This window comes from Halobacillus sp. ABH2_015 (genome assembly GCF_056158945.1).
This window is the reverse complement of sequence record NZ_JBSWUG010000002.1, coordinates 1,523,547-1,549,173: the sequence shown is the minus strand read 5'-3', so window position 1 is coordinate 1,549,173 and position 25,627 is coordinate 1,523,547. Positions and strand designations below refer to the sequence as shown.

General features: G+C 48.6%; 25 protein-coding genes and 2 riboswitches. Of the genes, 2 read left to right on the top strand and 23 right to left on the bottom strand.

Annotated elements, in window-relative coordinates; genetic code table 11:
• Positions 1 to 36: 36 nt before the first annotated feature.
• From ACXAD6_RS08255 to ACXAD6_RS08205, 11 genes are all read right to left on the bottom strand, one after another.
• Positions 37 to 306: a YuzC family spore coat inner layer protein gene (locus tag ACXAD6_RS08255; RefSeq protein WP_474968470.1), complete on the bottom strand. Its 270-nt coding sequence runs from the start codon at positions 304 to 306 to the stop codon at positions 37 to 39.
• Positions 307 to 460: 154 nt separating this feature from the next.
• Positions 461 to 904, bottom strand: coding sequence for an Hsp20/alpha crystallin family protein (locus ACXAD6_RS08250; protein WP_474968469.1), 444 nt, complete (start codon positions 902 to 904; stop codon positions 461 to 463).
• 69 nt (positions 905 to 973) lie between these two features.
• Positions 974 to 2,692 (bottom strand): assimilatory sulfite reductase (NADPH) hemoprotein subunit, encoded by a 1,719-nt coding sequence (cysI, locus tag ACXAD6_RS08245; protein WP_474968468.1) that lies wholly within the window; start codon positions 2,690 to 2,692, stop codon positions 974 to 976.
• Between the two features lie 40 nt (positions 2,693 to 2,732).
• Positions 2,733 to 4,526 (bottom strand): assimilatory sulfite reductase (NADPH) flavoprotein subunit, encoded by a 1,794-nt coding sequence (locus tag ACXAD6_RS08240; protein WP_474968467.1) that lies wholly within the window; start codon positions 4,524 to 4,526, stop codon positions 2,733 to 2,735.
• A gap of 17 nt (positions 4,527 to 4,543) precedes the next feature.
• The gene (locus ACXAD6_RS08235; protein WP_474968465.1) at positions 4,544 to 5,365 is read right to left on the bottom strand and encodes a uroporphyrinogen-III synthase; all 822 of its coding nucleotides are present in this window, start codon (positions 5,363 to 5,365) and stop codon (positions 4,544 to 4,546) included.
• Complete coding sequence (locus ACXAD6_RS08230; RefSeq protein WP_474968464.1) at positions 5,340 to 5,972, bottom strand: NAD(P)-dependent oxidoreductase; 633 nt, start codon at positions 5,970 to 5,972, stop codon at positions 5,340 to 5,342. The genes ACXAD6_RS08235 and ACXAD6_RS08230 overlap by 26 nt, the downstream gene beginning before the upstream one ends.
• 7 nt (positions 5,973 to 5,979) lie before the next feature.
• The gene (locus ACXAD6_RS08225; protein ID WP_474968463.1) at positions 5,980 to 6,723 is read right to left on the bottom strand and encodes a sirohydrochlorin chelatase; all 744 of its coding nucleotides are present in this window, start codon (positions 6,721 to 6,723) and stop codon (positions 5,980 to 5,982) included.
• Positions 6,724 to 6,739: 16 nt separating this feature from the next.
• Complete coding sequence (cobA, locus tag ACXAD6_RS08220; RefSeq protein WP_474968462.1) at positions 6,740 to 7,516, bottom strand: uroporphyrinogen-III C-methyltransferase; 777 nt, start codon at positions 7,514 to 7,516, stop codon at positions 6,740 to 6,742.
• Between the two features lies 1 nt (position 7,517).
• Positions 7,518 to 8,126 (bottom strand): adenylyl-sulfate kinase, encoded by a 609-nt coding sequence (cysC, locus tag ACXAD6_RS08215; protein ID WP_474968461.1) that lies wholly within the window; start codon positions 8,124 to 8,126, stop codon positions 7,518 to 7,520.
• A gap of 5 nt (positions 8,127 to 8,131) precedes the next feature.
• Complete coding sequence (sat, locus tag ACXAD6_RS08210) at positions 8,132 to 9,277, bottom strand: sulfate adenylyltransferase (protein ID WP_474968460.1); 1,146 nt, start codon at positions 9,275 to 9,277, stop codon at positions 8,132 to 8,134.
• Positions 9,278 to 9,291: 14 nt separating this feature from the next.
• The gene (locus tag ACXAD6_RS08205) at positions 9,292 to 10,020 is read right to left on the bottom strand and encodes a phosphoadenylyl-sulfate reductase (protein WP_474968459.1); all 729 of its coding nucleotides are present in this window, start codon (positions 10,018 to 10,020) and stop codon (positions 9,292 to 9,294) included.
• 87 nt (positions 10,021 to 10,107) lie between these two features.
• Positions 10,108 to 10,222: riboswitch (SAM riboswitch) on the bottom strand.
• Between the two features lie 197 nt (positions 10,223 to 10,419).
• Positions 10,420 to 10,522: riboswitch (SAM riboswitch) on the top strand.
• Between the two features lie 97 nt (positions 10,523 to 10,619).
• Between ACXAD6_RS08205 and ACXAD6_RS08200 the strand changes: the two genes are divergently transcribed.
• The gene (locus ACXAD6_RS08200; RefSeq protein WP_474968458.1) at positions 10,620 to 11,528 is read left to right on the top strand and encodes a sulfite exporter TauE/SafE family protein; all 909 of its coding nucleotides are present in this window, start codon (positions 10,620 to 10,622) and stop codon (positions 11,526 to 11,528) included.
• A gap of 204 nt (positions 11,529 to 11,732) precedes the next feature.
• Here ACXAD6_RS08200 and ACXAD6_RS08195 read toward each other — a convergent pair whose 3' ends face one another.
• Together ACXAD6_RS08195 and ACXAD6_RS08190 are read right to left on the bottom strand one after the other, a co-directional pair.
• A complete protein-coding gene (locus ACXAD6_RS08195) occupies positions 11,733 to 13,397 on the bottom strand; it encodes a DAK2 domain-containing protein (protein WP_474968457.1) in 1,665 nt (554 codons plus the stop codon).
• Positions 13,398 to 13,428: 31 nt separating this feature from the next.
• Positions 13,429 to 13,791, bottom strand: a complete 363-nt coding sequence (locus ACXAD6_RS08190) for an Asp23/Gls24 family envelope stress response protein (protein ID WP_160835556.1) — start codon at positions 13,789 to 13,791, stop codon at positions 13,429 to 13,431.
• Positions 13,792 to 14,031: 240 nt separating this feature from the next.
• On the opposite strand from ACXAD6_RS08190, the gene rpmB reads away from it, so the two are divergent.
• A complete protein-coding gene (rpmB, locus tag ACXAD6_RS08185; protein WP_027954154.1) occupies positions 14,032 to 14,220 on the top strand; it encodes a 50S ribosomal protein L28 in 189 nt (62 codons plus the stop codon).
• A gap of 165 nt (positions 14,221 to 14,385) precedes the next feature.
• Here the strand turns inward: rpmB and spoVM are convergent, their stop codons facing one another.
• The 10 genes from spoVM to coaBC all read right to left on the bottom strand — a co-directional run bounded on the left by spoVM (position 14,386) and on the right by coaBC (position 25,567).
• Positions 14,386 to 14,466 (bottom strand): stage V sporulation protein SpoVM, encoded by an 81-nt coding sequence (spoVM, locus tag ACXAD6_RS08180; protein WP_035531293.1) that lies wholly within the window; start codon positions 14,464 to 14,466, stop codon positions 14,386 to 14,388.
• A 24-nt stretch (positions 14,467 to 14,490) separates the two neighbouring features.
• Positions 14,491 to 15,165 carry a thiamine diphosphokinase gene (locus tag ACXAD6_RS08175; RefSeq protein WP_474968456.1) on the bottom strand — a complete coding sequence of 225 codons (675 nt, stop codon included), beginning with the start codon at positions 15,163 to 15,165 and terminating at the stop codon, positions 14,491 to 14,493.
• A 105-nt stretch (positions 15,166 to 15,270) separates the two neighbouring features.
• Positions 15,271 to 15,921, bottom strand: coding sequence for a ribulose-phosphate 3-epimerase (rpe, locus tag ACXAD6_RS08170; protein ID WP_474968455.1), 651 nt, complete (start codon positions 15,919 to 15,921; stop codon positions 15,271 to 15,273).
• Between the two features lie 3 nt (positions 15,922 to 15,924).
• Complete coding sequence (gene rsgA / locus ACXAD6_RS08165; protein ID WP_474968454.1) at positions 15,925 to 16,806, bottom strand: ribosome small subunit-dependent GTPase A; 882 nt, start codon at positions 16,804 to 16,806, stop codon at positions 15,925 to 15,927.
• A gap of 12 nt (positions 16,807 to 16,818) precedes the next feature.
• The gene (gene pknB, locus ACXAD6_RS08160) at positions 16,819 to 18,813 is read right to left on the bottom strand and encodes a Stk1 family PASTA domain-containing Ser/Thr kinase (protein ID WP_474970386.1); all 1,995 of its coding nucleotides are present in this window, start codon (positions 18,811 to 18,813) and stop codon (positions 16,819 to 16,821) included.
• Positions 18,813 to 19,574 carry a Stp1/IreP family PP2C-type Ser/Thr phosphatase gene (locus ACXAD6_RS08155; protein WP_474968453.1) on the bottom strand — a complete coding sequence of 254 codons (762 nt, stop codon included), beginning with the start codon at positions 19,572 to 19,574 and terminating at the stop codon, positions 18,813 to 18,815. The genes pknB and ACXAD6_RS08155 overlap by 1 nt, the downstream gene beginning before the upstream one ends.
• A gap of 76 nt (positions 19,575 to 19,650) precedes the next feature.
• The gene (rsmB, locus tag ACXAD6_RS08150) at positions 19,651 to 20,997 is read right to left on the bottom strand and encodes a 16S rRNA (cytosine(967)-C(5))-methyltransferase RsmB (protein WP_474968452.1); all 1,347 of its coding nucleotides are present in this window, start codon (positions 20,995 to 20,997) and stop codon (positions 19,651 to 19,653) included.
• Complete coding sequence (gene fmt / locus ACXAD6_RS08145) at positions 20,990 to 21,937, bottom strand: methionyl-tRNA formyltransferase (RefSeq protein ID WP_474968451.1); 948 nt, start codon at positions 21,935 to 21,937, stop codon at positions 20,990 to 20,992. The genes rsmB and fmt overlap by 8 nt, the downstream gene beginning before the upstream one ends.
• 16 nt (positions 21,938 to 21,953) lie before the next feature.
• Positions 21,954 to 24,362 (bottom strand): primosomal protein N', encoded by a 2,409-nt coding sequence (gene priA, locus ACXAD6_RS08140; protein ID WP_474968450.1) that lies wholly within the window; start codon positions 24,360 to 24,362, stop codon positions 21,954 to 21,956.
• Positions 24,359 to 25,567: a bifunctional phosphopantothenoylcysteine decarboxylase/phosphopantothenate--cysteine ligase CoaBC gene (coaBC, locus tag ACXAD6_RS08135; protein WP_474968449.1), complete on the bottom strand. Its 1,209-nt coding sequence runs from the start codon at positions 25,565 to 25,567 to the stop codon at positions 24,359 to 24,361. Before coaBC ends, priA begins: the two co-directional genes overlap by 4 nt.
• Positions 25,568 to 25,627 lie beyond the last annotated feature (60 nt).

Genomic DNA, 25,627 nt, shown 5'->3' with positions numbered 1-25,627 from the left:
TTGAAGAGAACGTCATGACGTTCTCTTCAAGCTTTTTTATCTCCAGCGGAGTACGAGTGTCAGCCGGCAGCAGTCACGTCTGCTGTCCTGTGATCCAAGGGTGACCTTCAGACGATCCGGATTATATGTGGTCTGAAATGAACTTGATACATATTCACCAAGCAGACCGTCCACTTTTTCATGATTGGACTGTTGAGCCGCCATCATGATCTGCTCAGCATAGGATGCATCGTCGTGAATTTTCCCAACCAGTCTTTCCGCATCCTTGATGAGTTTCTCCATTGAAACGGCGGATTCTCTGAACAAAGAGACTTCCACCTCTGGATATGAAGGTCCGGGTCTTTCATAAATCGGAGTGACCGGCCTCCAGCTATAGGGAACCCAGTAACGGTGCACAGCCTCCCCCCTTCCCCTTCATATATACCTTTAAAAAAAGAAGAGAAGCCGCTACACTTCCCCTTTACCTTTCAATTTGTATGGACTCCAACGGCCCTCTTTTTTGAAAGACAACCTTCAATACCCCGTTATGGAACGAAGCACGGCTGCTGGTGACGTCAGCTTCAAATGGCAGCTCGATCATCTGTTCCCGGGTCTTTCTGAAGTGGGTCCGGCTGTAGTAATCGCGCCCTTCATCATTCACTTCCCGCAGCTGCTGTTGTTCGATAAGAATGCGCAGCTGCCGGCCGGAGCGGTCAATACGGATTTGATTTTCATCCACATCCGGAAGGACAGCTTCAACGACGATCTCTCCGTTTGATTCATAAACATCGATAGGAATCGCATTTTTTTGGGAGAAAGATTCTGCTGCATGAAGGGACTGATCAAAAAACGAGTCCACGGCCCGAACCAGATCCATAAACGTATGCTCAAAAAAACCGGGGAGCTGACTCTTTTTATCATCCATGTTACTACACCTCTCTGCCTGTCGTTTCCCCTACAAGATATGCAGAGAAAGCCGGCAGGTGACACATGATCAGGAGGTGTGGAACTCTGTGCCTGACGAAACGGCCTTCACATAACCGGCTCGGATGACGAAATCCCCGAACTTTTCACCTTCGGAACGGTTAAGCGCAAATTCCTTAAACATCTGCCTTAACTCGAGGAGAATTTCTTCTTCCCCGATGTTTTCTTTATAGATTTTGTTCAAGCGGTCTCCTGCAAATCCAGCCCCTAAATACATGTTGTATTTCCCCGGTGCTTTCCCGATGAATCCAATTTCACCAAGAGCCGGCCGGGAACATCCATTCGGGCAGCCCGACATACGGATAATGATTTCTTCATCTGAGAGCCCGTATTCATCTAGAATATCTTCCAATTTATCGACGAGGGACGGGAGGTATCTCTCCGACTCTGCCATCGCCAGTCCACAGGTCGGAAGAGCGACACACGCCATGGAATTCCTCCTCAGCGCTGAATTCTGCCTGCCATCGGTCAGTCCGTACTCATCGATGACCGCTGATATTTCCTCTTTCTTTACATCGGTCACACCTGCTATGCTCACGTTCTGGTTCGGAGTTAACCGAAAGTCGCCTTCGTGAATACCGGCAATTTTTCTCAATCCGGCTTTCAACTGGTATTCTTTTTCATCTTTAATCCGGCCGTTTTGGATAAAGAAGGTGTGATGCCAAGTGCCATCAGCGGCTTTGATCCAGCCATAACGGTCCCCATTATGATCGAAATGGTAATCCCTTGCTTCTTCAAGTTCCCAGCCGAGACGGCTTTCCAGCTCTTCCCTGATCCAGTCCAGCCCCATCCGGTCAACGGTATACTTAAACCGTGCATTTTTACGGTTGGACCGGTTGCCGTAATCGCGCTGGATGGTGACGACTTTTTCAGCTGTTTCGACTATTTTATCGACCGGGCAGAAGCCGATGACACGCGCTAACTGGGGATACGTATGTTCGTCGCCGTGAGTCATCCCCATCCCTCCGCCGACGGCGATATTAAAGCCGGTGAGTTGATCATCTTCCACAATCGCGATAAAACCCAGGTCCTGCGAAAAAACATCCACATCATTGGAAGGGGGAACGGCCACACCGATTTTGAATTTCCGCGGAAGATATACAGGGCCGTAGATTGGTTCCTCTTCTTTGCCGTCGGCAACTTTCTCCTCATCCAGCCAGATTTCATGATAAGCTCTTGTTTTCGGAAGAAGGTGCTCACTTACTTTCTTCGACCACTCATACACTTCGTGATGAACATTGGACTGATCCGGATATACGTTGCACATGACATTCCGGTTCACGTCTCCGCAGGCGGCTATGGAATCCATGAGCGCCTGGTCCATCCGTTGAATGCTTTTCTTCATGTTCCATTTCAGAATGCCGTGCATTTGAAAGGTCTGTCTTGTCGTCAGTTTTAATGTTCCGTTTCCATACTGATCAGAGAGTTCATCCATTGTCAGCCACTGTTCCGGTGTGGCTGTGCCTCCTGGAAGCCGGACACGCACCATGAATTGATACGCTGGTTCAAGTTTCTGTTTTTTTCGTTCATTCCGGATATCCCGGTCATCCTGCATGTAACTTCCATGGAACTTCAACAGTTTTGTCTGGTCATCCGGGATGCTCCCGGTAATGGGATCCTGAAAGCTTTCCACGAGAGATCCGCGCAGCAGCCGGCTTTCCTCCTTGATTTTTTCCATTGCGTCCGGTGGTCCCTGTGTCTGGTGAGAGGGGTGATCGGATTTTGTCATGCTTTGTCCTCTCCTTTCGTTTTCTTCATTTCAATGATGGTTAATACACATCTCTCTGATAACGCTTCTGCTGTCTAAGGTCTGCCACATAGGCTTCTGCTTCTTCCTCAGTCCTTCCGGATTCCTTCTGAACGATGGATACAAGGGCCTGATGGACATCTTTGGCCATATGTTTTTCATCCCCGCATACATACAGGTAAGCTCCTGCTTCCATCCACTCAAAGAGTTCTCTGCTGCGCTCGGTCATTCTGTGCTGTACATACACTTTTTCTTCGTTATCCCTCGAAAAGGCGACATCCATCCTGGATAAAACGCCATCTTTGAGCCAGCGCTGCCATTCGGTTTGATAAAGAAAATCCGTCGTGAAATGCTGTTCTCCGAAGAATAACCAGGTATTCCCTTCTAATCCCATTTCTTCTCTCTCTTCCAGAAATGACCGGTACGGGGCGATTCCAGTTCCAGCACCAATCATAATGACAGGAGCAGATCCATCTTCCGGCAGCTTGAAGTTGGAATTTTTCTGGACAAATACATCTACGTTTCCGCCAGGCTCCATCCGTTCTGCACACTGGCCTGAACATACACCAAGCCGGTTCCTTCCGTGGCTCTCATACCGAACCGTGCCAATAGTCAAGTGAACTTCGTCCGGGTTCGCTTTCCAGCTGCTCGCTATGGAGTACAGACGAGGCGGGATTTTGCGAAGTTGCTGCACCAGTTCTTCTGCTCCAAGGTTCCATGGACCGAAGTCTGTGAGAACATCGAGAAGATCTCGACCGTCCATATACGTTTGAAGCGCCTCTTTGGATGCAAGGATTTCCTGCAGTTTTTCATTACTGGTGAAGGTTCCCAGCTTTTCGAGCAGCGGTTTAGTAAGCACAGTGATCTCGAAATGGGACAAAAGGGCTTCCCTTAATGCACGGACCTCTCCGTCTTTATTAAGGGTAACGGAAAGCTCAGGATCCCACTGCATCAGAGTAATTAATTGATCGACCAGCTTCTCTTCATTAAGCGGGTAGATTCCAAGACTGTCCCCAGGCTCATATGCAAGATTGGAATCTTCCAGATCCAGTTCCAGATGCCGGGTCTCTTTATTGGAACCACGGCCGTTCAAATTGATATTTTCCAGCACTTCCGCCGAAAACGGATTTTTCTTCGTATACACCGGTCCGGATGATTGGGGATTGGGAGCGGCCTGCACCTTTTTACCTTCTTCAGCTGTTTCCAGAGAATTGATGACTTTATTGATCCAGTCCTCCGCCTCTTCATCATAATCGAGGTCGCAATCCATGCGTTCTACGATACGTTCTGCTCCAAGCTCTTCCAAACGTTTATCAAAGTCTTTACCTGTCTGACAGTAAAATTCGTACGAGCTGTCCCCAAGGGCAAGCACACTGTAGCGGACACCATCCAGTTTTGGTGCACGCCCGCTGTAAAGAAATTCATAAAAGGAGAGCGCATTATCCGGAGGATCGCCGTCTCCATGGGTACTGGTAATGATCAATAGATCTTCTTCCTTTTTTAAGGACTTCGGTTTGTACCGGTCCATATCTTCGACAGAAACCTGCAGTCCGTTTTCCTTCAACCTGCCGGAAAACTCTTCGGCAAGCTCCTGGCAGTTCCCTGTGTGCGATCCATATAAAAGGGTGACGTGTCTTGTTTCCACTGCCGGGACCCCTGCTTCTGTTTCCTGTGCTGCTCCACTTCCACGGTCTGCCCCTGCGGCCAGATAGCCGCTGAGCCAGATTTTCTGCTGCTCATTCAATGTTGGGAGCAGCTGGTTCAGTAACTCCGTCTGCTCTTTATTGAACGGACTGTTGATTACTTGTAACGACAATTCTGTCACCTCCATAGTCAAAAATGAGCGGCCGTGTGCGCGCCCTCCCGGTAATAACGCTCCAGCGCTACAATCATAGCGCCCATCTTCGCTTTTTCAGGCTGCAGGACATAGGAAATCCCCTGCTCTTCCAAAGCGGCTGCCGTTACCTTTCCGACAGCAGCAGCGAGAACATTTCGATTAAAGGCATCGACGACTGGCTGCTGCTCTTTCGAAAACAGCTGTTTTACCTGGGTTTTACTGGTGAAAACGACCGCATCAAGATTTTCCTTTGTAATTTCTCTTCGCAGCCTACCTAAAATATCGGGATCCGGAGGCAGGAATGAGTAGGGTTTTGATAAATAAACATCGTATCCCATTTCCTCAAGACGGTCTTTTAAGGCAGCATCATCCAGGTTATAGGCTTGTAAATACACACTTTTTCCTGCTTTTGCGGTATTATTCTCCATATAGGACAACAGCTTTGCCATTGTCCCGTCTTCAGCGATCCATTCATAAGCGAGGTTTTGTTCCTTCAACCAGTCAGCAGTTTTTTGACCGCGGATGAGCAGGATTTCATCAGATAATTTTTTTACAAATGAACGGCGGTGACCAATGCCTGCAGCAGCCTCTTCCAATGTCCGAGCCCCTATACCAGTCGTTAACAAAACATAATCAAAGGGCTTTTTTAAATAATGATGAACATCCCGACGGGCCGTTTCCTGATTATATTGCTGAGAGCCTTGGATGGGATAGCCGGCTGAGCGTCCATCCATATTACGAATCAGCCTGGCAATTTCATCCGCGCGCCGATCAGCTGCCACACCTATCTTTTTACCGGCCAGACCTTTCACAGTCATCCGCCTCCTTCTCCTTATGTATTTCTTCCAGCAATAACTGCTGATTCACCTTGTATTGACAGGATTCTTTCAATCCCTCCTCCAGATAAAAACGCCTCCGGTCAGATGAAAAGCCGGCATGTCGAAGTTCATTCCTTAACGTGAACAAAAAATCGACATAACTCCCGTAATCCTCCGGAAACTGTTCTTCAAACCTCTGTTTAATTTCGGCTGACAACGCAGGGCTGGCCCCGTTTGTTGTGACAGAAACAGAGAGTCTTCCCCTCTTCATATGGGCAGGAAAATGAACATTCCCGCCTCCATTGTCTGCACGGTTGAGCAGCGGAACGTCTCCGGCCTCAGCCGCCGCTTGTTCATTCACCTCAGGCTGATCAGCAGCCGTAATGAGCAGAAAAGCACCGGACGCGTCCCCTTTGAAATAAGTCTTCTGCTTCCACTCAAATCCCCCCTTCTCCCATAACTGACGAAGGGCTTCTGTCAATTCCGGACTGATCACCGTCAGTTCCGGACCCTCTGACAAGAGAGATTTCAAACGCTTCTCTGCTACTCTGCCACCTCCGACAATAATGACCTTCTTTTTGTGTAAATCGATGGATAAAGGCTTCATTAACCGTTCACTCCGCTCTGGACATTCGGTTCAGCGCTTCCTTCACCCTGAATTGAAGTGAGTGTTCCATCGCCGCGTGATCCTGCAGATGATGGGCGGCAGCAGCTGAATATCCTTGTTGGACAGCCTGATAGACTTCCTCTTGAATTTCTTCCATCAATACACCGGTAAACCAAAGGTATGGCACAACGATTGTATGTTCGTAATCCTCGATGGACCGGTGGAAAGCCTCTGGAAAACGCGGAGAAAGAGCCGCGAGGTAACAGACCTCCACGTGGGAATGATTGATTTCATCCTTCAGAAGCTGCGCAATTTTTTTGACGGCTTGAGGTGTATCCGGGTGACGGCTTCCTCTTCCCACCAAGAGGATATTCGTTCCTTTTTGAACCGGTACATCCGTTCCCTGCACACGTTCAGCGAGCGCTTTTATAATCGATGGCTGCACTCCCAGAGGTTCTCCATAGGAAAACGTCAGGCCGGAGTAAAGGCGGGAGATTTGATCAATCTCTTCAGGGATATCTTTATAATAGTGACCAGCACTCAAAAGCAGGACCGGCTGTACAACGATGCTGGAAGCTCCCCTTTCCACAAGGCGCCGCACCCCTTCTGATATATCAGGTTCAGCGAGTTCCAGATAACAAATCTCATAAGGCAGATCATGCGCTTCCGCTGCACGGTGTAAAAAGTCCTCTGCCTGAGTGGTGGCTGCTTTTTTTCTGCTTCCGTGACTTACATACAGGACAGCTTCCATCCTCATCCTCCTTTTCCTAGCCTACAATCGTTTCCGCAGATACGCGGGCGTCCTCACCGGCCGGGTCGAACCATTGGAGGTGGCTGCTCAGCTCCACCACTTCCCCCACAACGATCATGGCAGGGTTTTCGATAAAACGGCTCTTTTCTACAATCGTATCGATTGTTCCCTTCACCATTTTCTGGCTGTTCGTCGTTCCATTCTGGATAAGGGCCATCGGCGTATCTGGAGACCGCCCATATTTTTTCAGCCGATCACAAATCTCCGGAAGTCTTTTGACACCCATGTAGATGCACAGCGTATCCATGCTCTTGACGACCCGCTCCCAGTACGCTTCTTCATCTGTTCCTTTCTTACTGACCCCGGATATGAAAGCGACCGACGAGCTGTAATCCCTGTGGGTGACCGGAATGCCGGCGTAGGCAGGGGCAGCCGTCCCGGATGTAATTCCTGGAACGATCTCAAAAGGAATGGACCTTTTTGCAAGAGCTTCTGCTTCTTCCCCTCCGCGGCCGAACACAAATGGATCTCCTCCTTTAAGGCGTGTGACCACTTTCCCTTGAAGGGCGTATTTGACAAGAAGATGATTGATGGTTGACTGGGACAGTGCGTGATGATCGGGCCTTTTCCCACAGAAGACGAGCTCTGCCCCTGCTTTCGTTTCCTCAAGAAGATCCTGATTGATGAGCCTGTCATACAGAACAACATCAGCCTTCTGGACAGCTTTAAGACCTTTCACGGTAATCAAATCAATGTCTCCAGGACCTGCACCTACGATATATACTTTGGTCACGTTATCCCTCCTTGTCGTTCAGCCACTTTTTATCAATAAGAAGTTGAAAAATCTGTTCCGCACAGGTTTGGATGGAATGCTGGTCAGACCGAACGACACATTCCGGATTCACCGGTGCCTCGTAAGGAGCATCCACCCCGGTAAAACCGGAGATTTCCCCAGCCCTTGCTTTTTTATACAGTCCTTTAGGATCCCGGCTTTCACATTCCTCCACAGGACAGTCGACAAAGACTTCCATGAATTCTTCCTCTTCCAAAAGGGATCGGACCCGGTCACGGTCCTCCCTGTATGGAGAAATAAAAGCCGTCAAAACGATGGAACCATTGTCTGTGAACAATTTGGATACTTCACCGATCCGACGGATGTTCTCTGTCCGGTCGGCTTCAGAAAAACCAAGATCCCGATTTAATCCATGACGAACGTTATCCCCGTCAAGCAGGTAGGTTTGGATGCCGTGCTCAAAAAGAAGGCGGTTCAAATGGTTGGCAATGCTGGATTTACCAGCCCCTGAGAGACCGGTGAACCAGAGCACACCACTGAAATGACCATTTTTACTCCGGTAATCCTTTTTTTGGACGGCAGCTTCATGCCATGTTAAATTCGTTGCCATTCCATTCACCCCTTTACATCCGCTGTCTGTTGTTTAAGCCCTTCAATCAGCACTTCCACGACCTCCGGACGGCTGAACGTTTTCGGTGGTTTCTGGCCGCTCCGAAGCAGCTCGCGCACTTTTGTTCCTGATAAAATTACGTGATGCTCCTTGCTGTGGGGGCAGGTTTTATGAGAAGCCATTGCTTCACAGGCTTTGCAGTAGAAGCTGTGCTCAAAAAAGACCGGGGTTATTTCCAGCTCTCCTTCTTCAAAGTGGCTGAAGATTTTTTGAGCGTCATATGTACCATAGTAATCGCCGACACCTGCATGATCCCTCCCGACTATGAAATGGGAGCAGCCGAAATTCTTCCGGACAATCGCATGGAAGATGGCTTCCCGCGGGCCTGCATAGCGCATGGCCGCATTAAAAACAGCCAGCGTCACCCGGTTTTCCGGATAATATTCATCCAAGAGTACCTCATAACTTCTCATGCGCACATCACTCGGGATATCGTCGCTTTTCGTTTCTCCTACGAGCGGATTCAGAAATAGTCCATCTACGCTTTCCAGGGCCGCTTTTTGGATATATTCATGAGCACGGTGAACAGGATTACGCGTTTGGAAACCGACAACCTTTTCCCATCCGGCCTGTTGGAATCGTTCTCTTGTCTCTTCGGGATCAAGGTAGTAATGGTCTGAATGCTCCCGCTCCGGACGATGGAATACGTCAATTCTGCCACCGACATAATAATCCGGGCGCTTGTAAAGTTTACTGACCCCCGGGTGAGCGTCTTCTGTCGTTAAGTAAACATTTGCAGCTTCTTTCTGTTTATCCGGCTTGTAAATGTCTTCGATTTCGATCACACCGTAGATTGCCCCATCTTTCACAAGAGCCGCTTGACCATGTAACGAACGGGCCTGCTCTTCAGAAACAGGCAGTGTGATCGGGAGACTCCAGGGAGTGCCGTCTTTCAAACGAAGATTTTCAACGACGTGATCATAATCTTCCCTTGTTAAAAATCCTTGAAGCGGACTGTATGCCCCATTAGCGATTAAATCGATATCACTCAACGCCATCGCATCAAGCTCGATCCTTTGTTCCGGAAGCGTATCCGGCTGTGCTGTAAAACGATTGATTAACTGCCCGCCATGCGGTTGAATAATGGACATCATTCATCTCTCCTTTATTGTTTCGTATCTCCCGCTGTGTGGAGTCCACACTCGGTTTTATCAAATCCCTGCCATCTTCCTGAACGGCCGTCATCCAGCGCTTTCGCTGTGCAGGGGATGCAGCCGACACTTGGATAGCTTTGGTCATGTAATTCATTGTAATCCAAGCTATTTAGTCGGATATAAGTCCATACGTCTTCCCATGTCCAGTGAATTAAGGGGCATACCTTGATGGACTGGAAGCGTTCGTCCTTGTTGACGAAGTTCGTATGACTCCGGCTTGCAGATTGTTCTCTTCTTAATCCCGACATCCAGGCCGCCGCTCCTGTCAGGGCTTCTTCCAGCGGTTTGATTTTTCTGATGGCACAGCATTGGTCGGGATTCCTTTTCCAAAGGGCCGGACCATATTCCTCTGCCTGTTCTTCCACTGTCAATTCCGGCTTTTTCATATGGATGTTCAAATCCGGATACCTCTTTTTCACTTTGTCTATCAAATCATAGGTTTCCTGGAAATGAAGTCCAGTGTCCAGAAAAACGACGTCGGCATCCGGCTGTGCCTTTGCAATGAAGTCAAGCAGTACGATCGCTTCAGCACCGAAGCTGCACGCATAAACGAGCTGTTTTCCATAATGCCCGTAAGCCCATTGAATCACACTCTCTGCCCCTTTGTGTCCATCATCAATATCCATATGAAGTAAAGGATCCCCGGTGAATGTTCCATATGTCGGTGCACTCGTATTCATAAGCTCCTCCTTTCTTATCTTCAACAAAAAAACCTTTCTTCTGATGGTAAGAAGAAAGGAGAGTCATTATACATGATTCAACCGTTCTTCTTATCCTTCCAAGTGTTGATCACCTGCTGGAATTGGCACAGCTTCTGTTCATGACGACAGATCCGTTGCCGAGGCTTCCAAGGGCCAGTCCCTCCACCTCTCTCGATAAGAAAAATGTTTCCAGATTTTGTTCAAAAGATTTGATTCAAATATTAGACCCGATTTAAAGATATGTCAACATGCATTTTAAATATTACTAGTTTTCTGTTTATTTTATTGTAAACCATTGACAAATCGTCATCCATGTTTTAGCTTTGAATATATTATTCATGTACTTAGGAATTCCGCTTTCAGCGCGGGCTACATAAATCCTTATAAAGAGCCGGGGGAGGAAACTGGTCTGATGATCCCGCAGCAACCTCACATTGGAAAAGGTGCTCATTCCAGCAGACGGTGGTCTGAAAGATAAGGAGAGGAAGCTTGACCTCTTCTGGATGAAGAGGTTTTTTTGTGCCTCTTCATGGTTAAAACCAAGTAATCTTATGTGTTTAATCAAAAGGAGAGGTACGATGAAGAAATTACTTATATTTTCACTGGTTGGATTCTTTGCTCAATTGATGGATGGAGCCCTCGGAATGGGATTTGGTTTAAGCTCCTCCACCATCCTCCTCGCCTATGGAATGGCTCCGGCGGTGGCCTCCGCCTCTATTCATTTGTCCCAGATTGCTACAACGGCAGCTTCCGGGTTTTCCCATTATAAATTCGGCAACGTGGATAAGCGTCTCGTTTTGACTCTTGCTCTCCCCGGAGGGATCAGTGCCTTTGCCGGGGCTGCTCTGCTCAGCTGGATTCCAGGTGAGCTGATCCGTCCGTACATTTCCGTTTTTTTACTAGGGCTTGGCGTTTATGTGGTCATCCGCTTTTTACTGATGAATCGAGTGAAGCCCTTGCATACAGAAAAAAGACCATTTCGACGGCGCTTCTTGTTTCCCTTAGGTTTTCTGGGCGGTTTTCTTGATGCCGTGGGCGGCGGGGGTTGGGGGCCGGTAAATACACCTGTTCTCTTATCCAGCAAAGGAATCCTTCCCAGAAAAGTCATCGGCACCGTAGATACAAGTGAATTCATCGTTACTTTATCTGCTACGGCCGGCTTCCTGATCTTCCTTGGGTGGGAAGAGCTGAGCTGGATGCTTGTGCTCGCCTTTGTGATCGGTGGCGTTATTGCAGCCCCCCTCGCTGCCTGGCTTGTGAAAAAACTCCCCCCTCTCGTGCTTGGGGTAGCGGCGGGTGGATTTATCATTTTGACGAACAGCCGGACCCTGCTCACCTATGCCACATGGAGTGAACAGACCTTAGTTATCATCTACAGCCTGCTTCTTGCCGGATATGCTGCTGCCGTTATCTTCTCAGTTCGAAAATATATTCAACGGCACCGGCACCCGCAGACGGAAACACGGTTAAAAAAAGCGCAGTTCTAATGGAGAACTGCGCTTTCAGCTTATAGAATGACAAGCTTAGAAAACAAACCGCCAAGGCGTTTGTCTAATGGTCGATCAATATCCTCTGTGAAACCATTTCTTTCATCTCCGCTCCTGCATTCAGACCATAGACCATTACAAAAGGCTGCCGGGAAAAATCCCGACAGCCTGCGAACGCTGTTCTAAATCCAGAAGCGCTGCATTTTATTCGATAGAGAAGATATAGCTGTAAATCGGCTGGCCACCATGGTGGATTTCCACCTCTAAATCTTCAAAGGTTTCTTCCACATAAGCTTCCAGTTCAGCCACATCCTTATCGTCCACATCTTCCCCTGTAAGAATAGTAAGGATTTCATCTTCATCCTCATCAATCATCTGGTTCAGCAGTGTTTTCGCTGTTGTGAGGGCGTCTTTATCGGTAGCTGATATCTTCCCGTCGGAAATCCCCATAAAATGACCCTTTTCAATATCAAGTCCGTCAATCTGGGTGTCCCGGACGGCATAGGTAATCTGCCCCGTCTTCACTTCTGACATCAAACTGGTCATTTCTTCTTTGTTCGTATCGAGATCTGCTTCAGGATTGAAACCAAGCATAGCACTCATCCCTTGAGGAATGGTCTTCGTCGGGATGACAGCCACTTCCGCTTCCGCCATCTCTGCAGCCTGTTCTGCTGCCATCACGATGTTTTTGTTATTCGGAAGAATGAACACGCGTTCTGCATGCGCTTCTTTAATAGCCTCCGATAAGTCCTGGGTACTAGGATTCATCGTTTGACCACCCTGGATGATTACTGTGGCTCCGAGGCTTTCGAAAAGTTTCTTCATCCCCTCGCCCATACTGACGGTGACAATACCATATGGCACTTTTTTCTCAGGCACGGCTTTTTCTTTCTTATTACCTACGAGGGACGTATGCTGCTCCCTCATGTTTTCAATCTTCATATTGATCAGGCTTCCATACTTCTGTCCAAGCGTCATAGCTTCACCCGGGTACTCGACATGGACGTGAACTTTGACCAGTTCTTCGTCAGACACGACGAGCAGGGAATCACCGAATTCACTCAGCTGATTACGGAAAGCTTCTTCATCATAAGGATTCTCAGCAAGCTTATCCTCTTCGAATTTCACCATGAACTCCGTACAATAGCCGTAATGGATATCTTCGGTATTCATGAAGTCCTGGGCAAGTTTATGGTGTTCGGCGTTTACCATTTCATTCATGGAAACCAATTCTTCAACATCCGGCATTTCCTCGCCTTTCAAGTTGGCCAGAAATCCTTCATAAATGGTAACAAGTCCCTGGCCCCCGCTGTCGACCACACCGACTTCCTTTAGAACCGGAAGAAGTTCTGGTGTCCGCTTCAAGGAAGCTTTGGCTGCTTTTACGACACCTTCCATGAATGGAATGAAGTCCTCTTCTTTTTCAGCGATTTCCACAGATGCTTCCGCTGCTTCACGGGCAACAGTTAAGATCGTTCCTTCCACAGGTTTCATCACAGCTTTATAAGCTGTTTTCACACCACCCTGCAGGGCCTCAGAGAAATCCCGGGTCGTTAACACTTCTTTATTCTCAATGGCTTTTGCAAAGCCGCGGAAGACCTGGGAAAGAATTACTCCTGAATTTCCACGCGCACCCATAAGAAGACCTTTGGACAGGGAAGTGGAAACTGCTCCTGCATGGTCCTGGGAAACGTTTCTCACCTCGTCCGCTCCGGAGGTCATGGAAAGATTCATATTTGTTCCTGTATCCCCGTCAGGTACAGGAAATACATTCAGCGCATCGATCATCTGCGAATTCTGCTTTAAATAATGCGCTCCTTGTAAAATCATCTCGGCTAATGTTCTGCCGTCAAGCTTTTGTAACGTCACACTTACTTCCTCCTTTGACTGCAACTGCAACCTATTCGCTTGTCACGCGGACTCCCTGGATGAAAATATTGACAGAGTCAACGGACAATCCGACTGTTTTGTTTAATGTGTATTTTACTTGGGATTGGACGTTATGAGCGACTTCCGATATCTTTGTACCGTAGCTCACAATAATATACATATCAATGTGGAGGCGATCTTCTTCCTGTCTGACAACGACACCCCGGGAAAAGTTCTCTTTACGGAGCATTTCAGCCAGCCCGTCCCGCAGCTGGTTTTTAGAAGCCATGCCGACGATTCCGTAGCACTCTACAGCTGCTCCTCCAGCAATCGTTGAAATAACTTCATTGCTAATCGTTATATGGCCGTATTGGTTGTTCAAATCCACAGACATATAGATCCTCCTTTAGATTCCTCAATTTCTCTCCTAATTATAACACAAGTGAAGGGTGTTGAATTTGTGTTGACTGTTGAAAATAAGCCGGTTATCCCCTAATATACTTTGAAACAATTCAATCTGTCTGTCAAGAAAAAATTCTTGATATAATTGTCCGGAGATTATTGCAAAGCCTACATACATATGATAAAGTTACTAAGTATCTGATGATTTTTGTATGTAACAGGAGGGATTTTCATGGCACGAAGAAGTGTTCTATCTGGTAAAGGTACACGCGCAGGTAACCACCGTTCACACGCGATGAACGCTAATAAACGTAAATTCAAAGCAAATGTTCAAAAAGTACGTATCCTTGTGGATGGCAAGCCTCAGAAAGTTTACGTAACAGCGCGTGAACTTAAATCTGGTAAAGTCCAGCGCGTATAATGACAAGTTGAAAAAAGCACCCGTTCTGCGGGTGCTTTTTTTCTTGCCTTTATATGATTATGGCAGTCCCCGGGACCATCTCCTCCATTCCCAAAGACCACCGAATCGCATCAGGGCCTTCCGGGAGACACTTATTCTCTCCCTTCAGGCACGTATGACCCGGAGCTAATCCTTTTTAAAAGTACTTATGACTGCGCGCACTATCCCCCCGACAAAACGCGGGAGTTTAATGGTGTAAAATTTCAAAAGAGCCCCCTCCTCCTAAGTGAACTAATGCGAACGCCCTTTTCCGTGATCCATTGAGTCTGTACTTCTTATTACTAAGAGTATGCCTGACTCAAATGAAAAAGTACCTGTATCTTCAACGAGCCTGTTGGAGATGCATAAGGTGGACCCGAAGGGCAGATACGCCCGGGAAAGTGGATAATAAAAGCCGTTGAGCGTAAGCTCCTTCACCTCCAGGGTCACAGGAAGAAAAGATAGATAGGGATACTGTGGGTCCTCTTTGATTTTATGCGAACCGGACCCTGCTATTTCCACCTGGTTCTGATGATCCACAATAACCGCCTTCACCCCTTTTTTCATTAACGGATACAACAGCTGAATGTTCGCCTGGGAATGATCCATCCTTCCCCCTGTTACTCCGAGTAATACGATATGCTCGGCTTTCCGGTTCAGTGCCTCATTGATCGCAAGCTCCAAATCTGTCTCATCCTTTTCGTCCGGATAGGTATGTATCTTCCGGGCCTCATCTTTAATCTTCTGATAGGAAGCAGCGCTGACGGAGTCGAAATCGCCGATGGCCACATCAGGGGTTATTCCGGCTTCTACAAGCACTTCTGCTCCCTGATCTGCTCCGATCCATTCTACATCTTCCTCTGCCCATCTTTGGAAGCTGGGAATATAGGCTTTCGGCCCTCCGCCGACTACGATAACTTTTTTCACGTATGCTCACCCTTTCTATAGAAAAAGCCCAAAGGATTCTGACCAATCCTCTGAGCTCTTTCGACTAAGACTCTACATGCAGAGTCACTTGGTTCCCGCTGTGATTTACAACGAGGCGCGGATCCTTTCAATGGCTTGTTTTCTGTCCGATTGATTAAAGACCGCACTGCCTGCCACAAGAACATCAGCACCCGCTTCTGTGCAGAGACGGGCGGTCTTCTCGTTGACACCGCCGTCCACTTCAATTTCATAGGAAAGTCCGGCATCGCTTCTTAATTGAGCCACCTGACTGATTTTATCAAGCACATCAGGAATAAATGCCTGACCGCCAAATCCTGGATTCACAGTCATCAATAGAACAAGATCCACATCCTTAAGAACCGGACGGATCATTTCGACCGGTGTCCCCGGATTGATGACCACGCCCGCTTTCACTCCGAAGCTTTTGATCAGCTGGAGGGTGCGGTGGAGGTGAGGAGAAGCTTCCTGATGGACGGTGATGATATCCGCTCCCGCTTTCGCAAAGGCCTCTATATAGGCGTCCGGGTTCTCAATCATTAAATGGACATCAAGCGGAAGATTGGTGACCGGCCTTACCGCATCAACAATCAAGGGGCCTATGGTTATATTAGGGACAAAATGGCCGTCCATAACATCCACATGAATGTAATCCGCTCCGCCTTGATCCACATCCCGGATCTCTTCAGCCAGTCTTGCAAAATCAGAAGATAAGATGGAAGGTGCAATTTTTGTCATGCCTTAATACCTCGGCTTTCTATTCTGGATTTCCTGCATGAACTGCAGGTAGTGGTCATAGCGGTGCTCTGATATAACGCCGTTTTCCACACCGGCTTTCACCGCACATTTAGGCTCTTTATGATGCAGACAGCCTCTGAACTTACAATCATTTTGTACTTCTACGAATTCCGGGAAGCACTCCGGCAGCTGTTCAAGCTGTAAATCCCCGAACTCAAGGGAGCTGAACCCTGGCGTATCGGCTACTAACCCACCGGAAATGTCATACAGCTCCACGTGGCGTGTCGTATGCTTTCCTCTTCCAAGACTTTCAGAGATTTCATCCGTGTCGATGGAAAGACGGGGGTCGATGGAATTCAGCAGCGACGACTTACCGACTCCGGACTGCCCGGCAATCACCGTTGTCCGTCCAGCCAGGTGCGCTTGTATCTCATCCATGGAAGCGGAATCGTTCACAGCCGACAAAATGACCGGGTATCCAACCTTCTCATACTGTGCCTTATACTCCTCCATTGCTTCCACCATAGCGCTGTCCAGCTGATCCATCTTGGAAATCACGATAAACGGCTCGATCCGTTTAGCCTCAACGAGAACGAGAAATCTGTCCAGAAGAAGCGAATTAAAATCAGGATGGATGGCTGATGTAACAATCAACGCTTGGTCGACGTTGGCTATCGGCGGTCTTACAAATTCATTTTTCCGGTCATGAATGGATAAGATGTAGCCCTCTTCATAGTTGTCCGCCTTAAAATCCACCATATCCCCGACGAGAGGGGACACTTTTTTCTTACGGAAGTTTCCGCGCCCACGGCATTGATAAACCTCTCCGTCATGAAGCACGTAATAAAAACCGCTGAGGGACTTTATAATTTTTCCGGTTGCCACTTGATCACCTTCTTAATAAGGAACATTTCCTTCATCGATCACTTCATCACCTCGCTGCACACGGTAAGACGCTTCCCCGCCTTCTTCTATAATCAGTGTTACATCAAAAGAGGTGGTTTCTGTGATGGTTTCTTCCACGACTGGTGTCTCCATATCGTTTTCATAATCATCGACATAAATCAACACCTGCTGTTCTGTTTCTTCCGATTCCTCATTAAACGGAACTTCCAGCGTTACGTTTTCTTCTCTTGGAGGTTTTTCCTCCGGCCCCTTGGATATGGTGATAGTTACCGTTGACCCTTCTTTCACATCGGTGTACGCCTCCGGATCCTGTGTAATCACCTCTCCGGCAGGTACAGTCTCTGAGTAGCTCTCAGCAACTTCAACCTCCAGGCTGCGATCCTTTAAATATTTCTCCGCCTGTTCCTGGGTCATCCTGTCCAGCCGGCCCAGATTAATGGTCGGGGGTCCGGTACTGACGCGGAAAATGACTTCCTCTTCTTCCGGAATTACGCTTGCTCCCGGGTTCGGAGAGAGCTGGGCGACAATTTGACCAGCCGGTTCATCGCTGGAAACAGGAATACGTTCAATCCCTGCGTACCCCTTATCCTGGAGTTCCTTATCGACCTGGTCATATTCTTCACCCACATAATCCGGGAATTCTTCCCGTTCTTTTCCTTTACTCGTATAGATCGTGACTTCTGTTTCTTCCTTCACTGTCCTGCCGGGTTCAGGATCGGTCGTAATAACAAGACCCTCTTCCACTTCATCTGAAAACTGAGATTCACGGCTGACCATCAAGTTCAAATCACTCAGTTCACTGTAGACCTCTTCATATTCCCTTCCGTCAAGGTCTTCAGGAATGGTCACATCGGCAGGCTGAATGATGCCTGGTGTAAAATACAGGGCAGCTCCGCCCCCTAGTATGATCAGAAGCAGGAATGTCAGGATCCATGGCCAGATTTTTCTTTTCTTCTTTTTCTTTTCTTTATCGACCGGCTGCTTTTCCTCTGCCGGCTGCTGATGATGCACTTTTGTATCCTTGACCGGCTGATACTCGCCGGTATGGATGATTGTATGATCTTCTGTGTGATCCCCGTAGGCGTCGTTCGTAATGACGGGGATGGCTTTCGTTTTTTCCTCTTCATCTTCCTCCGGCAGTTCAAAGGGTTTTTCACCCAGTCGGTAAGGTTCAAGTGAGGTCTCTATATCCTGTTCCATTTCCACCACGGTGGGATAACGGTGAAACGGATCTTTCGCCGTTGCTTTCAATACGACATTTTCCACACTCTGCGGCAGATCAGGATGCCATCGTTTCAACGAAGGTGTATCATGCTGCAGGTGCTTAAGGGCTATGGATACAGGAGACTCGCCTGAAAAAGGAAGACGTCCAGTCAGCAGTTCGAAGAAAACAATGCCCATCGAATAAACATCGGATTTCTTCGTCGCCATTCCCCCACGCGCCTGCTCAGGAGACAAATAATGAACAGAACCAAGAACTGAATTTGTCTGAGTCAGAGCGGTCGCACTCAAAGCCATTGCGATTCCGAAATCTGTCACTTTCACATGGCCGTAATGATCAATCAAAATATTCTGCGGCTTGATATCTCTGTGTACAATGCCGTTGTCATGGGCATGGGTGATGGCAGAAGTTACCTGGCGCATAATGTCCACCGCTTCCGAAACATCAACGGGGCTGTTCTGTTGGATATACTGCTTCAGTGTCATGCCGTCAACATATTCCATGACCATATAATATAAATCGTCCTCTTCCCCGACATCATATATATTGACGATGTTCGGATGAGAAAGGCTGGTGGCGGACTGGGCTTCCCGGTGGAAACGCGCAATAAACTCTTCGTCATTTCCGTGTTCCAGCCTTAGTACCTTGATGGCTACGCTTCTGTCCAGGATGGTATCATGAGCTAAATAAACGTTCGCCATCCCTCCGCCGCCAATCATTCTATCGACACGGTAACGGTCATTAAGAAGACGGTCATTGAGCATCAATCCACACCTTCCTTCTCACCTTGGGGTGGGAGATGATGGACAATGGCAAGAGTGATATTGTCTTCTCCGCCCCGCTCATTGGCCCGCTCAACAAGAGAGTGGGCGAAATCGGACCAGTCTCCTTTGTGGTCACTTAAACCACTCAATTCTTCATGACTCACTTTATTGGTCAGACCGTCTGTACAAAGAAGAACCCGGTTATCCGGATCCCACTCCATACTCTGGATATCCGGGAAAAGATCATATTCTGTGCCGAGCGCCTTCAGCAGAACATTTTTGCGAGGATGATGCTCGGCCTGTTCTTCTGTAATCTGTCCGGACCTGACAAGTTCATTGACGAGTGAATGGTCTTCCGTAACGGCTTTGAATCCGTAAGCATTCGCTAAATAACAACGGCTGTCTCCGACGTGGGCAATGGAGACAAACTGGTCCGTGCAGATAGCTGCCACTATTGTCGTCCCCATGCCGGCACATTCTTCATGTTCAGAAGCATAGGTTTTGATTTCATTATTGGCGGAACGGATGGTTTCTTTTATCCACTCTTCAGCACCATTCGGAGTTTGAAACGAACCCGTATGCTCCCATTCCTTATGTAAAACATCAACAGCCATCCGGCTGGCGACATCACCTGCCTGATGCCCTCCCATGCCGTCGGCTGCGACAGCAAGCACCTGACCGGAATGATTTCTGAACACGCCGCCTGCATCCTCATTATGAGCCCTTACTCTGCCTTGATCTGTGAGGTAGTACTCTATCATGGACGTTCACCTGCCTTTTTCAGTTACTGTCATCCATAGAAGGCCGGCTGCTTCCATCAACAGGAAGCAGGTGCCTTTATTTTTTCACCAATCGCGTCAGGAAAAAGCCGTCCGTATCCCACTCATGGGGAAACAGCTGGAGACCGGTTCCGGTCAGGCCTTCCCCTTGACGAAGAGCATTGGGAAGATCGTTGACAAAGGATGGATCCAGTTCATATTCCGGATGTTGATCCAGAAAATGACGGACCGCTTCTTCGTTTTCATGCCGATCCACTGTACATGTGCTGTAGACCAGTTTTCCACCGGATTTCAGGAGCGGTGCCACCTCGTGGAACAAGTCGTCCTGGATACTCCTGAGCTTATAGATATCTTCCTCACTCTTATGGTACTTAATATCCGGTTTGCCTCTCAGTACACCAAGACCTGAACATGGGGCATCAAGCAGGATCCGATCAAAGCTCTCAGACGCATGCAGCGATGTGAGCGTCCGGGAATCCGCCTGGCCGGCCTTGATGGAAGTAAGCTGGAGCTGTTCAGCTTTTTTACTGACGAGCTTTGCCTTCTTTTCATGAAGGTCATAAGCTGTCACGCTTCCTTTATCCTTCATCTTTTCTGCTATGTGCGTGGTTTTGCCTCCTGGTGCGCTGCACGCATCAAGGACAGCCATCCCTTCATCCAGGTCCATCATTTCCGCAACCAGCATGGAACTCTGGTCCTGAATGCTTACCAAGCCTTCTTTAAAGAGCCTGTGGTTTATAATGTTCCCATCTTTTACAACCAGGCCTTGTGTGGAAAATGGACTCTCTTCTACCGAAAACCCTTCCTGTCGCAGCTGGCCGGCTGCCTCGCCGCGGCTGATTCTGAGTGGCTGCACGCGGATGGACATAGGAAGGTGGTGGTTGTTCGCTTCACACATCAATCTCGTCGTTTCCATGCCGTACTGATCCACCCACCTCCGCACAAGCCATTCAGGATGACTGGTTTCAACCGCCAGACGTGTACCATCATTTTCAATGTGATCAAGGCTTTGAACACCTTTTCGCTGTACATTGCGCAGAACGCCGTTCATAAAGGAGGAGATTCCTTTATGTCCGCGTTTTTTCGAAATTTCCACCGCCTCGTGGATGACCGCATGGTCCGGTACCCGTTCAAGGAAGATCATTTGATAGACTGACATGTAAAGCAGCCAGCGTACCCACGGTTTAATTTTCTTCTGACCGGCTGTATAAGGCTGAATATAATAGTCGATCAAGTCTCTGCGCTGCAGAGTTCCGTAAACAATTTCAGTCAATAGTGCCCCGTCCTGACGGGAGAGCTCCTGTTTGGACATTTCTCTGTCGAGCAGGACGTGACTGAAGCCTCCCTGCTCACCGATTCTTGTTAATAGATGGAGCGCGGTTTCTCTTAATACATACTTAGCCATGCTGCTCCCCCAATACGTCGCCCTCGTTTAAAGATTGGCCGGCGCCATTAACGAACGACTGCCCGTCCATTTTTTTCTTTCCTGAAGGCTGAAGGGATACAATTTTCAACGCTTTTCCGTCTCCTGTCTGAACGAGGAAACCGTCCTCCTCGATTTTGACCACTGTTCCCGGGGCTTTGGAAAAGTGTCCGGAAACTTTTTCGGCCCACCAGATTTTCATCGGTTTACCATTCCAGTACGTGAACGCCACCGGCCAGGGATGAAGACCCCGGACGTGGTTGTAGACGTCCTGCTGATCTCTGCTCCAGTCAATCAGCTCCTGTTCACGTTTAATGTTGCCGGCAAATGTGACTTTGGATTCATCCTGAACTTCAGGAGTGATGTTCCCAGCCAGCAATTCAGGCAGGGTGTCAGCCAGAAGATCGGCTCCCGCTGCTGATAATTTATCGTGCAGTGTGCCGACATGATCGGTATCTTCAATCGGAACGACCACTTTGGAAAGCATATCGCCGGCATCCAGTTTTTTCACCATATACATAATAGTGACGCCGGTTTCTTTTTTTCCTTCCAGAATACTATAGTGGATAGGAGCTCCTCCCCGGAATTCGGGCAGCAGCGAGGCATGGACATTGATGCATCCGTATTCCGGAACGTTCAGCAGCGCTTCCGGGAGGATCTGTCCGAAAGCCGCTGTGACGATCAAGTCCGGCTCAAAGGCGAGGACATCCTCATATTCATGCTTGATTTTTTCGGGCTGCAGCACCGGAATACCATGGTTCAAGGCTGCTGTTTTCACCGGCGGCGGTGTAAGAACCCTCTTCCTCCCCTTTGGACGGTCCGGCTGGGTCACAGCCACCACCACTTCATATCCCTCTTTCATAATCCGGTCAAGAACAGGGACCGCAAAGTCCGGTGTTCCCATAAACGCAATTCGTGTCATAACTGACGGCTCCTTCCTACATCAACTGATACGGCTGAAAATCAACCGTAATCTGTAAACCATCTTCCTGTTTCAATTCATCTTCATAATAGTGCAGTATTCGTTCGACAAACTTCCGCTGCTCGGGTTCCTTCTTGTATTTTACCATGCATTGATAGCGATATCTATTATTGATCCTGGCCAGCGCAGAAGGGGTTGGACCCAGTACGTGCGCCTGCTCGGACAGCTTCTGCTGCATAAACATCGTAATCTTACGGGTGGCTTCCTCCGCTTTCAACTGGTTGGGATGCGAAATTGTAAACAACGTCAAATAATAGTAAGGCGGATACCGGAATGCTTTTCTAAGCTTCATTTCCTCCTGGAAAAACTGTTCATAGTCGTACGTACTCGCAAGCTCTATACTGTAATGTTCCGGTGTATACGTCTGGACAACCACTTCCCCGCTTTTCTCATGGCGTCCGGCCCGTCCGCTCACCTGGGTCAGCAGCTGAAAGGTCTTTTCGGAGGCACGGAAATCCGGCAGGTTCAGCATCGCATCCGCAGCCAGCACACCGACAAGTGTGACATTCCCGAAATCGAGTCCTTTGGCGATCATCTGTGTTCCAAGCAGGATATCCGCTTTTCCCTCGCCAAACTGTGTAAGCAGTCTTTCGTGAGCGCCTTTCTTCCTCGTTGTATCAACATCCATCCGGATGATCCGCGCCTCAGGAATCAGTTCCTGCAGGGCTTCCTCGACTTTTTGAGTTCCTGTACCAAAGTATCGGATCGTTTTGCTTTCACATTCCGGGCACTTCTCCGGCATGGGCTCTTCATGAGAACAGTAGTGGCATTTCAAGCGGTTCTGCCGCTTGTGATAAGTCAATGCAATATCACAGTGCGGGCATTCGCTTACATGGCCGCAGTCCCTGCACATGACAAACGTGGAATATCCCCGTCGGTTAAGAAACAGCACGACTTGTTCCTTCCTGGCCAGCCGCTCTTCGATTTTTTCCTTTAATGGAATCGAGAACATGGATCGGTTCCCGCTGTGAAGCTCTTCTCTCATATCCACAAGCTCCACCTCAGGCATCACAGCCTCATTCATCCGTTTGCTTAGTGTCAGCAGCTGATAGTTGCCTTTCGCAGCCCGCGCATACGTTTCCAGTGACGGGGTCGCACTTCCCAGAACGACTGGACAGTTGTGTGTTTTCGCGCGCTGGACAGCGACATCGCGGGCATGATACCTCGTCCTGTCTTCCTGCTTATAGCTCGTCTCATGCTCTTCATCAATAATGATCAGCCCAAGATTCGTAAACGGGGCGAATATGGCAGACCGGGCTCCTACAACGACCTGTACTTCCTGACGCTGAATCTTACGCCATTCGTCGTATTTCTCTCCAGCTGACAGAGCACTGTGAAGGACGGCTACCTTGGAGCCGAAACGTCCTTTAAACCGCTCCACCATCTGAGGGGTTAAAGCAATTTCGGGAACGAGCATAATGGCTTCCTCCCCTTTATCCAGCACCTGCTGAATCGACTGCATATATACTTCCGTCTTCCCGCTTCCCGTTACACCGTGAAGGAGAAACACGTCGTGCTCCTGTTTTTCGATGGTTGAAAGAATCGGCCGGATGGCGGTTTCCTGCTCTTCGGTTAGTTCAAAAGGCGTCGTTCGTTTAAATTCCCGTCCTCCGTACGGATCGCGGAAGACTTCCTGTTTGTACTCTTTGAGCACGTTCTGCTCCACAAGAGGCTTCAACGCAGCAGGAGTAGTTTGAAGGTTACCCAGCAAACGCTTTTTGTCCAGTGGCTCTGGATGCTGAAGGAAATATTCAACGATGGCCCGCTGTTTTTTTGCCTGTGGCGGGAGGTCTTCCAGCTTTTCTTCCATATCGATAGGAGAAACAGCCGGCGCAACCACAGCCTTCAGCTTTTTCGTTTCCCTGCTCTTTACTTCATAGTGAACATCCACTTCGTCTTCGTTCATATGTTTTCTAAGGATATGGTAACTGACACCGGACTGTTCGAACTCTTCAAAATCCATGACGCCCCTCCCATCAAACACAGCATCCAGGGCTGAATCCAGCGGTTCATCCGAGAGTTTCCACAGCTCTTTTCTATATTTGGCTTTCATAACCTGCGGCAGCATGACCTGTAGACAGGATATATAATAACTCAACGTATAATTGGACAGCCATTTCCCAAGGTGAAGCAGTTCTTCCGTCAACGTCGGAATGACATCCAGTACATCAGTGATTTTTTTCACGGAGGGGAAGCTGGACGTTTCTGACAAGGCGATCACATAGCCGAGAATTTTCCTCGGTCCGAAGGGGACGATGACTCTGACCCCGGGCTGTACAATTCCTTCAAATTTTTCAGGGATTTCATAATCAAAGGGTCTGTTGGTATTCTGTGAGGCTACGTCCACAATGACATTGGCAATCACGTGCGGTCACGCCCCGTCATCTCCTGAGAGGCTTCCTTTAGGATTTCTTCTGCCAGTTGATCCTTCGTCATCATGGGATAGATTTTTTCACGACCACTTTTCTGAATGAAAAGGGAGGCATTCGTATCCGTACCAAAGCCGGACCCTTCCTCGGCCACATTGTTGATCACTATGGCATCCAGGTTCTTTTTCTCCAGCTTCTCTCTTCCGTAACGCTCAGGATCATTCGTCTCGGCGGCAAAGCCGATCAGATACTGATGTTCCTTCCGTGTACCGAGCTCCTGCAGGATGTCGTGTGTGCGCTCCATTTGAACCGCATATCCTCCCGGGGATTTTTTCATTTTGTGTTCAAAGGTTTCCTTTGGCCTGTAATCGGCGACAGCGGCGGATTTGATCACAAGATCGGCCGCTGGATAATGCTTCAGCACTTCTTCATACATCTCCTGAGCAGAGACTACATCAATGCGCTCCACCCCTTTTGGCGTATGAAGGGAGACAGGTCCGGTGATCAGGGTGACATCAGCACCGCTTCGAGCCGCCTGCCGCGCAAGAGCAAACCCCATTTTTCCGGTCGAAGGATTCGTGAAATACCGGACCGGATCAATTTTCTCCTGCGTTGGTCCTGCTGTAATCAGGACCCTTCTGCCTTTCAACCACTCGGTTTTCCGATACTCATCTTCCAGTACTTTAACGATGCTCTCCGGTTCTTCCAGCCTTCCTTTCCCGACATATCCGCAGGCCAGATACCCTTCACCAGGCTCAATAAAACGAAAGCCCCATTCATCCAGCTGTTTCATGTTGTTTATGACGGCCGGGTGGCTGTACATGTGCACATTCATCGCCGGTGCAATGTACACGGGAGCCTCGGTCGCAAGCAGTGTCGTTGACAGCATATCATCCGCCAGCCCGCCGGCAAGCTTGCCAATCGTATTGGCTGTAGCGGGCGCAATCAGGAATAAATCGGCCCAGTCGGCAACATCGATGTGCTGGATCTGTGTGGCGTCCTGTTCATCAAACGTATCGGTATAGACCGGCTGTCTGGACAGTGCCTGAAAGGTCGTCGGAGCGACGAAATTTCTTGCGCTCTCTGTCATAATGACTTTGACGAAGGCTCCTGCCTGGACAAGCTTACTTGTCAGGGCCGCCGCTTTGTATGCAGCTATTCCTCCTGATACGCCCAGGACAATCTTTTTATCTTTTAACATGTGATGGACCTCCCTGCCTGTGAAAATCTTACGATAAAATACGTAGGAAAAGCCGCGCTG

Excerpts from the sequence above, each read along its gene's own strand:
- cysC (WP_474968461.1), bottom strand. The coding sequence starts at position 8,126 with ATGGCAACGAATTTAACATGGCATGAAGCTGCCGTCCAAAAAAAGGAT.
- ACXAD6_RS08155 (WP_474968453.1), bottom strand. The coding sequence starts at position 19,574 with ATGATAGAGTACTACCTCACAGATCAAGGCAGAGTAAGGGCTCATAAT.
- rpmB (WP_027954154.1), top strand. The coding sequence starts at position 14,032 with ATGGCACGAAGAAGTGTTCTATCTGGTAAAGGTACACGCGCAGGTAAC.
- ACXAD6_RS08190 (WP_160835556.1), bottom strand. The coding sequence starts at position 13,791 with ATGTCTGTGGATTTGAACAACCAATACGGCCATATAACGATTAGCAAT.
- ACXAD6_RS08205 (WP_474968459.1), bottom strand. The coding sequence starts at position 10,020 with ATGAATACGAGTGCACCGACATATGGAACATTCACCGGGGATCCTTTA.
- ACXAD6_RS08200 (WP_474968458.1), top strand. The coding sequence starts at position 10,620 with ATGAAGAAATTACTTATATTTTCACTGGTTGGATTCTTTGCTCAATTG.
- fmt (WP_474968451.1), bottom strand. The coding sequence starts at position 21,937 with ATGACACGAATTGCGTTTATGGGAACACCGGACTTTGCGGTCCCTGTT.
- rsmB (WP_474968452.1), bottom strand. The coding sequence starts at position 20,997 with ATGGCTAAGTATGTATTAAGAGAAACCGCGCTCCATCTATTAACAAGA.
- coaBC (WP_474968449.1), bottom strand. The coding sequence starts at position 25,567 with ATGTTAAAAGATAAAAAGATTGTCCTGGGCGTATCAGGAGGAATAGCT.
- pknB (WP_474970386.1), bottom strand. The coding sequence starts at position 18,813 with ATGCTCAATGACCGTCTTCTTAATGACCGTTACCGTGTCGATAGAATG.
- ACXAD6_RS08225 (WP_474968463.1), bottom strand. The coding sequence starts at position 6,723 with ATGGAAGCTGTCCTGTATGTAAGTCACGGAAGCAGAAAAAAAGCAGCC.
- ACXAD6_RS08235 (WP_474968465.1), bottom strand. The coding sequence starts at position 5,365 with ATGACTGTGAAAGGTCTGGCCGGTAAAAAGATAGGTGTGGCAGCTGAT.
- ACXAD6_RS08250 (WP_474968469.1), bottom strand. The coding sequence starts at position 904 with ATGGATGATAAAAAGAGTCAGCTCCCCGGTTTTTTTGAGCATACGTTT.
- cysI (WP_474968468.1), bottom strand. The coding sequence starts at position 2,692 with ATGACAAAATCCGATCACCCCTCTCACCAGACACAGGGACCACCGGAC.
- rpe (WP_474968455.1), bottom strand. The coding sequence starts at position 15,921 with ATGACAAAAATTGCACCTTCCATCTTATCTTCTGATTTTGCAAGACTG.
- sat (WP_474968460.1), bottom strand. The coding sequence starts at position 9,277 with ATGTCCATTATTCAACCGCATGGCGGGCAGTTAATCAATCGTTTTACA.
- ACXAD6_RS08230 (WP_474968464.1), bottom strand. The coding sequence starts at position 5,972 with ATGAAGCCTTTATCCATCGATTTACACAAAAAGAAGGTCATTATTGTC.